Origin of the sequence: Caballeronia sp. RCC_10, from assembly GCF_041360715.1 — a bacterium.
GTDB lineage: Bacteria > Pseudomonadota > Gammaproteobacteria > Burkholderiales > Burkholderiaceae > Caballeronia > Caballeronia grimmiae.
In genome coordinates, this window is record NZ_JBFUPT010000068.1 from 1 (window position 1) to 8,457 (window position 8,457).

10 protein-coding genes and 2 pseudogenes are annotated in these 8,457 nt (G+C 59.7%); 6 read left to right on the plus strand and 6 right to left on the minus strand.

What is annotated here, in order from left to right:
* The 5 genes from AB6804_RS31010 to AB6804_RS31030 form a co-directional block, all read right to left on the minus strand.
* On the minus strand, positions 1 to 356 hold a 356-nt coding region (locus tag AB6804_RS31010; RefSeq protein ID WP_370889708.1), incomplete at its 3' end, for a TIR domain-containing protein.
* A gap of 255 nt (positions 357 to 611) precedes the next feature.
* The gene (locus AB6804_RS31015) at positions 612 to 1,100 is read right to left on the minus strand and encodes a hypothetical protein (protein ID WP_370889709.1); all 489 of its coding nucleotides are present in this window, start codon (positions 1,098 to 1,100) and stop codon (positions 612 to 614) included.
* 14 nt (positions 1,101 to 1,114) lie between these two features.
* Positions 1,115 to 2,650, minus strand: coding sequence for an IS66 family transposase (locus AB6804_RS31020; RefSeq protein ID WP_370889710.1), 1,536 nt, complete (start codon positions 2,648 to 2,650; stop codon positions 1,115 to 1,117).
* Positions 2,651 to 2,700: 50 nt separating this feature from the next.
* Complete coding sequence (gene tnpB / locus AB6804_RS31025; protein WP_370889711.1) at positions 2,701 to 3,048, minus strand: IS66 family insertion sequence element accessory protein TnpB; 348 nt, start codon at positions 3,046 to 3,048, stop codon at positions 2,701 to 2,703.
* The gene (locus tag AB6804_RS31030) at positions 3,042 to 3,386 is read right to left on the minus strand and encodes a hypothetical protein (RefSeq protein ID WP_370889712.1); all 345 of its coding nucleotides are present in this window, start codon (positions 3,384 to 3,386) and stop codon (positions 3,042 to 3,044) included. The genes tnpB and AB6804_RS31030 overlap by 7 nt, the downstream gene beginning before the upstream one ends.
* 619 nt (positions 3,387 to 4,005) lie before the next feature.
* On the opposite strand from AB6804_RS31030, the gene AB6804_RS31035 reads away from it, so the two are divergent.
* The 6 genes and pseudogenes from AB6804_RS31035 to AB6804_RS31060 all read left to right on the plus strand — a co-directional run.
* Entirely contained in the window at positions 4,006 to 5,226 is a 1,221-nt protein-coding gene (locus AB6804_RS31035) for a zinc-dependent alcohol dehydrogenase (RefSeq protein WP_370889713.1), read from the plus strand.
* Positions 5,227 to 5,338: 112 nt separating this feature from the next.
* Positions 5,339 to 5,719: an FAD binding domain-containing protein gene (locus AB6804_RS31040; RefSeq protein WP_370889714.1), complete on the plus strand. Its 381-nt coding sequence runs from the start codon at positions 5,339 to 5,341 to the stop codon at positions 5,717 to 5,719.
* A 10-nt stretch (positions 5,720 to 5,729) separates the two neighbouring features.
* Positions 5,730 to 5,957, plus strand: a complete 228-nt coding sequence (locus tag AB6804_RS31045; RefSeq protein WP_370889715.1) for a hypothetical protein — start codon at positions 5,730 to 5,732, stop codon at positions 5,955 to 5,957.
* Between the two features lie 105 nt (positions 5,958 to 6,062).
* A pseudogene (locus AB6804_RS31050) lies at positions 6,063 to 6,274 on the plus strand (hypothetical protein).
* A gap of 237 nt (positions 6,275 to 6,511) precedes the next feature.
* Complete coding sequence (locus AB6804_RS31055; protein ID WP_370889716.1) at positions 6,512 to 6,814, plus strand: hypothetical protein; 303 nt, start codon at positions 6,512 to 6,514, stop codon at positions 6,812 to 6,814.
* 47 nt (positions 6,815 to 6,861) lie between these two features.
* Positions 6,862 to 7,126: pseudogene (locus tag AB6804_RS31060) on the plus strand (DUF4148 domain-containing protein); the annotation flags it as partial.
* A 30-nt stretch (positions 7,127 to 7,156) separates the two neighbouring features.
* On the opposite strand, the gene AB6804_RS31065 reads toward AB6804_RS31060, so the two are convergent.
* Complete coding sequence (locus AB6804_RS31065) at positions 7,157 to 7,384, minus strand: hypothetical protein (protein WP_370889717.1); 228 nt, start codon at positions 7,382 to 7,384, stop codon at positions 7,157 to 7,159.
* Positions 7,385 to 8,457: the final 1,073 nt, after the last annotated feature.

Here is an 8,457-nt window from a genome sequence, read left to right on the forward strand (position 1 = left end):
GCAGGCAAACTGGACTTCTCCGCCTTCAACTCGCATGCCCGCTGAAGGCCGTTACCCACTCCGTTTTCAAAAGAGCCCTTTTTGAATTCCTTGGCGAGAGCGATTTCCTTGTTGATCCACTTGCTGTAGGTGGAATAAACACCGCCTAGGATCAGCATGGCGTGACATGGACGCATCTGGTCGCGAATGGCACGTTCGAGCGCCACGTCGCCGACTGCGTCGATGATCGGATCAATCCGCGGAACCGAATAGTTCCGGAAATCAAAATAGCCTCGGTTTTGCAGCAGCGCGACCAGCCGGTCGTACGCGTCGCTGTACTTCCATGAGTGGCTGATCAGCAAGTTATATGTGTTCATGACTTAAAAACGAGCGTAAAACATGTGTAAGAAATACTTATCGGTGACGGCAAGGTAATTGTGCCTGATTTTTCCGGTTTGGCTGCTACGGAAGCACGTTTTTAGCGGAGGGCAGACGGCACGACATGCTGGCATCGGCACGCCGTATCGGCCGTCTGTGCTTCGCTAAAAATTCGTTGAGCTAAGCCGCTCCGCTGAGCGTCGTGGCTATGGATTTAATGTATCCGTCAGCGCATCCCGTGTTGACAGGTTCAATCAGATATCGAGGATTTTCCGCAGTAGACCGTACGAGACGCGCCAGTGTCCTTCGGAATCTGTGACGGCGATGGATGCCGTTTTCGCATTGAGTCTGACGACGGTTCCAACACGCTCGTTCAGATGTTTGTCGGTGAATCCCACGGTGTCGCCGATGAAGAACTCTTCGGGGCGCGGGCGAGGTGGCGGCGCTTCCTTTTGAGTTGGGGCTGCGGTGGCATCGAGGAGAATCGCCGCATACAACACTGCCCATCGGCGGCGAGTCACGTTGTCCTGTACGACCGCTTGCGTATGTCGCAGCTCGGTGACAGTGCCTTCCAAAGGCGGTCCCAACGGATTGTCACCGATGTATCTGACGGTCATCCCAATGTGCAGTCGTTGACGGACTTCGAGAATGCGTCGGGGGTCATCGAGCATTTTGCCGATGGTCAGATAGAGGCGATATAACTCAGCGCTGGGCGCCTGCCGAAGGGAGTCCAGGATGTCCATGAATGTCGGGGTGGTTAGCGGGCAAGCGGCAGCAGTTCGTGCACGCGATTGACGGGATACGACGGCAACTTCTCTAGTGTTTCCTTCAGCCATGCATACGGTTCGAAACCGTTTAAGCGAGCCGTGCCGAGCAATGAATACATGGTGGCCGTCGCACGAGCGCCTCGCGGTGAGCCCGCGAACGTCCAGTTGACTCTTCCAAGCGCAATCGGCCGGATTTGCCGTTCCAACGCGTTGTTGTCGGGTAACAGAACACCGCTCTCTGTGTAGCGAATCAGCGCTTGCCAATGACGTAACGCGTAGCCGAACGCTTTGGCGAGCGGTGCCTGAGTCGGCAAACCGATGACGTTGCCTTCCAACCATTGCCGGAACTGCGCTAATACCGGCAAGGTCTCCGCTTGCCGCGTCGCATATTTGCGGTCAGGGTTCTGATGGTTGATTCGCGACTCAATGGCGTATAGCTGGGCGATCCACTGCAGCGCCTGTGCCGCGAGTCCCGGCTTGCTTTGGGTCTTGGCGATTTCAAAGAACCGACGGCGGCAATGCGCCCAGCAACCGACCGCGATGATGTCGCCGGTTTCATAGAGCGCCTCATGCCCGCTGTATGCATCAGCCTGTAAGTAGCCTTTGTACGTTCGCAGGTACCTTTGCGGATTCGAGCCCGCGCGCGATTCAGCGAACTCGAACACGACCGCCGGAGGGTGATCGACCCAAACGCCGTTCTCCTCGCGTTGGCCCGCACCCAGATAGCCCCATAATCGAGCGGTGCGGGTGGTCTTGCGGCCCTTCTCAAGCAAAGGCAGCGTCGTGTCGTCGACGTGCATGCGCGGCGCCTGCAACTGGTGCGCACGCAGCGGCGGCAGAAGCGCAGCGAGCAATTCTGCTGCGGCCAGCTTCCATTCACACAGCGTGGCTCGCGGCAGGTGAATACCGCTACGCGCATAGCGCATCTCCTGCCGATTCAAGGGCAGATGATCGACGTAGGTGTTGACCAGGATGTTTGCGAGCAGACTCGCGCTCGCGTTACTCTTGGGCAGCGGCGAGGGCTGAGCGCTCGCTGTCACGATGGTCGACTCGCCATGCTTCTTCGCCGCATACTTGAAGCGGACGTGTTCAATGACCGTGAGCCTTGACGGCTCATAATGCAGCGTCTCGCTACGCTCTTCACCGATGCGCTCGAGCGCGTCGAAAGCGGCCTTCTGTTCGTCGCTCAGGTCATATTCGACGCGCGTGCGTGGCAGGTCCTTTGGCAGTGCGGGGCGTCCCCGGCGGGCGTGCCCCGTGACAGGAACCTTCGCCGTCTCGGGAGGAACGGGAATATCTATGGCGGCGTCAAACAGCTCGGCCTGACCCGCCAGGCGCTCAGAGCTCGCGCCAAAGCGTGCGCGATTGAGTTGTGCAATCTGATGCTGAAGGCTCTCCAGTTGCTCCCACAACACGCACGCGAGCCGGTTCTGTTCGAGTGCAAAGGCTTGCAGAGCCTCGAGCTCCAGTGGCAGATCCCCGGCAGTGACGGCGGCGGGCAGCATGTCAACCATGATGCCCAACATGGGCGACGTTTACAAGCTTCGTAAGCGCTGCGCGCGATTCCGGGCAGCGCTTACGCCACGTGCGTCACGGCGACGGCGCGATGAGGTTCGCGCGCTGGAATCTCTATACCTTCGAGCCATGCATTGAGCTCCGCGAGCGTGAATCCACGTTGCGCCAGCGCTGCGGGTGATGGGAAATGCCCATGTTCAAGCCGCTTGTACCAGAGCGCGAACCCCGTTCGATCCCAATACAGGCACTTCACCTTCGTGCGGTCCCGGCCGACGAACACGAACAGGTTGCCCGAAGCCGGCTTCTGCGCGAGAAGCGGTTCGACCAGATAAGACAGCGTGTCGATCGACTTGCGCATGTCGACCGGCTCGCGGCAGATGTAGGCTCGAACGTCAGCGGCGATCAGCACCGTGCACCGCCAAGCTGGCCAAGCACAAAGCGCACGATGCGCTCCGCATGCACGCCACTCATTTCGATGCGAACGCCGGCAATCGATAACGTCACGCGATCACGCGTCGATGACGATGACGACGGCGTATCGGCGGAAGCAGATGGTGGTGTCGCCGCAGGCTCACCTTCGAGGCGAGCAATGACGAACGCGGCGTCGGCCGTCACGGCCAGCGGACTCGTTGCAGGCATCTCGCCCGTAAACTTCTTGCGCCACAATCCAAAAGTGCTGACGGCAAGACCTTGTTCGCGACAGAAGCGCCGGGTGCCAACGCCGCTCATCTTCCATGCGGCGACCATCTCGCGCCAAAATGCTTCGCTTTGGCGAGGGCGCCGAGCCCCCGTTCTCACGACAGCTCGCTCATCACGTCGTCGTCCATCGCATCACTCCGTCACTACGATGGCGAAACCTTCGCATCATGCACCCTGGCACTCAAGACGGGATGCGCTGACAGATACGATTTAATCGACCGGAATTCGCTGGCCGTTTTGCTTTTGCGATAGCGTGAAGACTGTGCGTGCCCAAATCACATCATCCAATTGCCAAGCCGATAAACCGGCAAACGGAGGTTAATTGCACCCCGATGTGGCCATCAAAACGTGAATCGAGTGCAGCGGATGCGACGCCGGAACGAAGTCGTCAAGCTTGCGAAAGCAAAACAAACTCTCGGTGATGTGTCGGCGCCGCGCAGGATCTGCCGAGGGGGCGAGTCGAATCCTTCTATCAACGCTTCAGGGGTGTCCCGCAATGACCTCTGCGGTCAGTATTTCAGCGGCCTATTAAGGCAGCAAGGCATTGGAATTCCTGCAAAAGCATGGTCGGCCGAACGACCTGCTTGATATCCACCGTTTTGTGCTGCGCCAGAAGGTAGGCGCATCCATTGCTTGAATCGACCGACACCCGTCGCAGGAGCGCTCGATGAAAGCTGTGGTGTTTCACGATATAGGCAGTATCTCGCTGGACAACGTACCAGACCCGGTCATGCAGCACAGCCAAGACGCCATTGTCCGTCTGACGGCGAGCGCGATTTGCGGTACGGACCTGCACATGGTCCGCGGCACGTTTCCCGGCATGGAGCCCGGAACCATCCTCGGACATGAGGGCGTCGGCATCATAGAGGAAGTAGGGAAAGGGGTGCGGAATTTCCGACGCGGCGACCGCGTGCTGATCCCGTCGACCATTTCGTGCGGCGCGTGCTCTTATTGCCGGACCGGATACACGGCGCAGTGCGACAACGCGAATCCGAACGGCCCGTCGGCGGGCACTTCTTTCTTCGGCGGCCCGAAAACCACCGGGCCGATCAACGGGCTGCAAGCCCAGTACGCCCGCATCCCGCTCGCGCACGCGAGCTTGATGAAGCTACCCGAAGTGCTTGACGACGACCGGGCGATCCTTCTGTCTGACATCTTTCCGACTGGCTTTTTTGGCGCGCAACTTGCGGAGATAACGCCGGGGGATACGGTGGCCGTGTTCGGCGCCGGTCCAGTGGGGCAGTTCGCGGTGGCGAGCGCTTTTATGCTCGGCGCGGGGCGCGTGATCGTCGTGGACCGGCTCGACGACCGGCTCTCGATGGCGTGCGGGCAAGGGGCGGAAGCCGTCAACTTCGACAAGGAAGGTCCGGTCGAGGCAATCATGGCCTTGACCGCGGGCGTCGGCGTGGATCGCGCCATCGATGCCGTCGGCGTCGACGCCGTTCATGCGCAGAGCGGGCCGGCAGTGTCGGCGGAAGAGACGCAGCAGGCGGAGCAGGAAAGCCAGACCGTCACGCCTGCGCGCAACCCCTCGGACGGGCACTGGATTCCCGGCGATGCGCCGACGCAAGCGCTCGACTGGGCTGTGTCTGCGCTCGCGAAAGCGGGCACCCTCGGCGTGATCGGCGTGTATCCGCCGGCCGACCGCTTCTTCCCGACCGGCCAGGCGATGAATAAGAATCTGACCATCAAGATGGGCAATTGCAACCATCGCGCGGTGACGCCGCGTTTGATTGAATTGGTGCGCAACGGCTCGTCCGATCCGCTGCGCGTGCTGACCACGCGCGAACCGCTGATGCATGTCATCGACGCGTATAAGGCTTTTGATCAGCGGCAGCCGGGGTGGATAAAGGTAGCGCTCGAGCCGCTCGGTGAAAGCCGGGAGTGAATCCGGCGAGACAGCGCGGGCGCGGCTCGGTCATCCCCGGTGCGCATAGGCATCCACGACATGACGATGGCGAACGGTGGCAACTCATCCAGCGCCCGCGACGGGAGTTGTAATGAATCTCCATCTGCACATTAACGGAATTGCGCATTTTCTCGATCTTGACGCCCGCGCGGTGCATTCGCCGGTGCAGTTTCTCGCAGGCGGAACCAATGTTATCGATTTGATGAAGCTCGGCGTGATGACCCCCGAGCGGCTCGTCGATGTCAGCCGTTGGAGCCGCGCAACATTCGTCGATCGAATCAGATGGCACCGGACTGAGGCTCGGGGCGTTCGCGCATATGGCCGATGCCGGCATCACCCGATGATCCGGCGTGAGTACCCGGTCATTGCGCAATGGCTGTGGATGGCCGCCAGTCCGCAACTGCGCAACATGGCAACACTCGGCGGTAACGCCGGGTGCCCCCGACTATACCAACGCATCGTTGAGCCTTAGCGGCATCCCCATGGACACGGAATGGTTCGACGACGCCATAGCCGTCTACCTCAATGCTCTGCGCTACCGACCGAACGATCCGGCATTGCAGTTCAACGTTGCGGTGGCGCTAGAAGATTCCGGGCGCTTTCGTGAAGCACTGCGATCATATGAGCTTTGCATCGAACGCGCGCCCGAGTTCACGGACGCTGACTTCAACGCCCCGCGTATCCATGAAGAGCTTGACGAGACGACATAGGCAATCCGCCACTTCAACGCGCACCGCCTGCTGCAGAAGAACTCCTGGGCCGCAGCGGAATGTGTCTTGCTGGAGGCCGAATGAAACAACAACGAGAAGACGCGCATGGCAGACGAGCACAAACCCGGCAAGAAAGTCCAGACCTCGGGCATCTACATGTGGTGGAGGAAGGTGATGGCGGCGCTGGTTTCGAGGTGACTTGCGTCGAGGGCGAGCACTTTCCGCCGACCGGGAGCGGCAATGGTGCGCATTACGAGTTGGTCCACGCGGCGACTCATTCACATAAGCACAGCGAGCTCGGCAGCGGCGACAAGTAACGGTGGTGGTAAGCGATGGCGGTTCCGAACGAAAAGCGGTTCGCAGTCTCGATCGTCGATGTGAGGGCGATACCCGGTAGACCGGGGAAGGTCACGTTCAAAGTTTGCAGTCAATCGAGCGAAGCAGTTGAGTTCATCAGAAGCGCGGTCGACGTACGGCGGCGATTCTCAAGGAGCCGCCACCACTTACCCAGCGCGAGCCGCGGATACGCGGTCGTGACAGCGATTGAGCCGGGAATGACGATCGATTCTGGTGGCCAAATGCCGTTCGTTATCAACGTGGACCGGCGAACTGGTTTCAACGGCGTAACCCGTGCGGAGGCACCGGCGAGTCAAGAACCAAGCCTCTATTTCGCCGCGCGGCTCTTTTACCGCAGGGCAACGGGCGAGCTGTTCGAAACGGCAGTGTATCGGCGGCTGGACTATTCGGACTTAAGCTTCTCGACGGTCGAGCAAGCTATCGCGCACCTGAACTACACGGGTATCGCTGCCTATCAGGCGGAAAGCCGTGAGCGACCACCGGACCTAAAGGATCAATGACTCGCCGAGGCACCATGAAGAAGGCTCGTGCAAACACCGTCGCGTACATGATTTTTGCGTCGCTGCTGCTCGCGGGGTGCGCTGCTGGCGTCAGCGTCCCGGCCAACGGGAGTCATCTGACCGACGCGGAGTGCCGCGACCTCACTGCTTTGAGGAGCAACGCTACGCCCACCATGGCGCAACACCACAGCGAACTCGCTGCGCTCCAAAAAAGCGGGCTATGACCCGTCGCCGTGGTACGACCCGTACTATCCAGAAGACCTGCAGGCCGCACAGCGACTCGTCGACTATTGGTATCAAACCGAATGCCGATCGGCCGCCGCCCTTGCTTTAGGAGGCGCGCTACGCGGACAACCCGACCGGCGGCACTGGCAAAGCGTCACCTTCAATAAAGGCCGTCGCGGACAGAATCGCGAAGTGCATTGCGGACTCTTCACTAGCAAAGGAGCCTAGCTCTCCGAGCGACGTCGAATGACCGTCCTCTTCAAGAATGGCGGCAGTTGCGACGAAGACTTTTCCGTCACGCATGACGTTCGGCTCGAACGCTGCCCCACCGTGGTAAATGATCATCGGTTCTCTCTCAGGTTCTCACGTGGACCGGCATTCTCGTGTGCCGTCTCCGACGGGTTTCCGCCCCGTTGATCGGACAGACGATCCTTCGTTAGCGCGTTACGTCATACCGTCGGGCTTTGGACGTGTGATGTTACTGGCTCAACCTTCGTCCAAGCATTAGTTGTAACCCCTAAGAGGTGCAGCGCTTGCAGGGCACAAGAGCGCCGCCGGAAAGCGACGACAGCTTGTGGTGACGCCTTTACCCTGCCGATTTACACCGAAAATCGATCCGACATAACCAACTTGCAAACGGATCATGACACGGTCCCGATGTCGTCATCGTCAGCGAAAACTCAATGGTTGCAGTCAACGGAAAGCCCGTGCGTGGGCAGACTCGTTCACGCGCCGCTATCACTACACTGAAAATGCTGAAATTTGCCCAGACGCTACCCGACGGGCTGTGCGTCGACGTGATCATGGTCAGGATAGAGGAACCGAAAAAACCGCCGCGCCCTCCCCGAGAACCCTGCAGGAGGCGCAGCGACTGGTCAGAGTCTCGACAGCTCTCGCCCGGTTGAGCCCGGCGCGCCCGCCTAAGCCGACAAGCGCACAGGCGGCACGGGCAAATCGTCGCCTTGATGAACGCCGTTGCCGCGCGAACCGCGAATTGCATCGCGCAGTGCTCACTCGCGAAGAAACCCAGTTTCCCCAACGACCTTACCTGCCCGTCCTCTTCGAGGATTGAGGCCGTCGCGACGAAGACGTTTTCGTTGCGCGTGACAGTCGGCTCAAACGCCGCTCCGCTGTAGTAAATAATCATTGGTTATCTCTCAGGTTCTGCACGGTCTGCACTCATGGGCACCGACTTCCGTGTTCTGCAGCTCTCGTCAAATAAGTGCAACGGCAATGAAGAAATGACTTCGCTTGGTCGTCCTTATGTTTTATCGGATATGCCGTGCTGACGAGGGGCGATCTTACTGGCAACCTTTTTGTCTACGCAGCAGCTTTAACCATGGCAGCCTCAAATCTGAAGTGCAACACCCGTTTCGTATAAGGTGTTGCGATGCACGAAAGAACTCAGTATCAGCAGC

What these genes read in the sequence shown, in the direction of transcription:
- AB6804_RS31015 (WP_370889709.1), bottom strand. Translation starts at nt 1,100, where the DNA reads ATGGACATCCTGGACTCCCTTCGGCAGGCGCCCAGCGCTGAGTTATAT.
- AB6804_RS31020 (WP_370889710.1), bottom strand. Translation starts at nt 2,650, where the DNA reads ATGTTGGGCATCATGGTTGACATGCTGCCCGCCGCCGTCACTGCCGGG.
- AB6804_RS31030 (WP_370889712.1), bottom strand. Translation starts at nt 3,386, where the DNA reads ATGGTCGCCGCATGGAAGATGAGCGGCGTTGGCACCCGGCGCTTCTGT.
- AB6804_RS31035 (WP_370889713.1), top strand. Translation starts at nt 4,006, where the DNA reads ATGAAAGCTGTGGTGTTTCACGATATAGGCAGTATCTCGCTGGACAAC.
- AB6804_RS31040 (WP_370889714.1), top strand. Translation starts at nt 5,339, where the DNA reads ATGAATCTCCATCTGCACATTAACGGAATTGCGCATTTTCTCGATCTT.
- AB6804_RS31045 (WP_370889715.1), top strand. Translation starts at nt 5,730, where the DNA reads ATGGACACGGAATGGTTCGACGACGCCATAGCCGTCTACCTCAATGCT.
- AB6804_RS31055 (WP_370889716.1), top strand. Translation starts at nt 6,512, where the DNA reads ATGACGATCGATTCTGGTGGCCAAATGCCGTTCGTTATCAACGTGGAC.
- AB6804_RS31065 (WP_370889717.1), bottom strand. Translation starts at nt 7,384, where the DNA reads ATGATCATTTACCACGGTGGGGCAGCGTTCGAGCCGAACGTCATGCGT.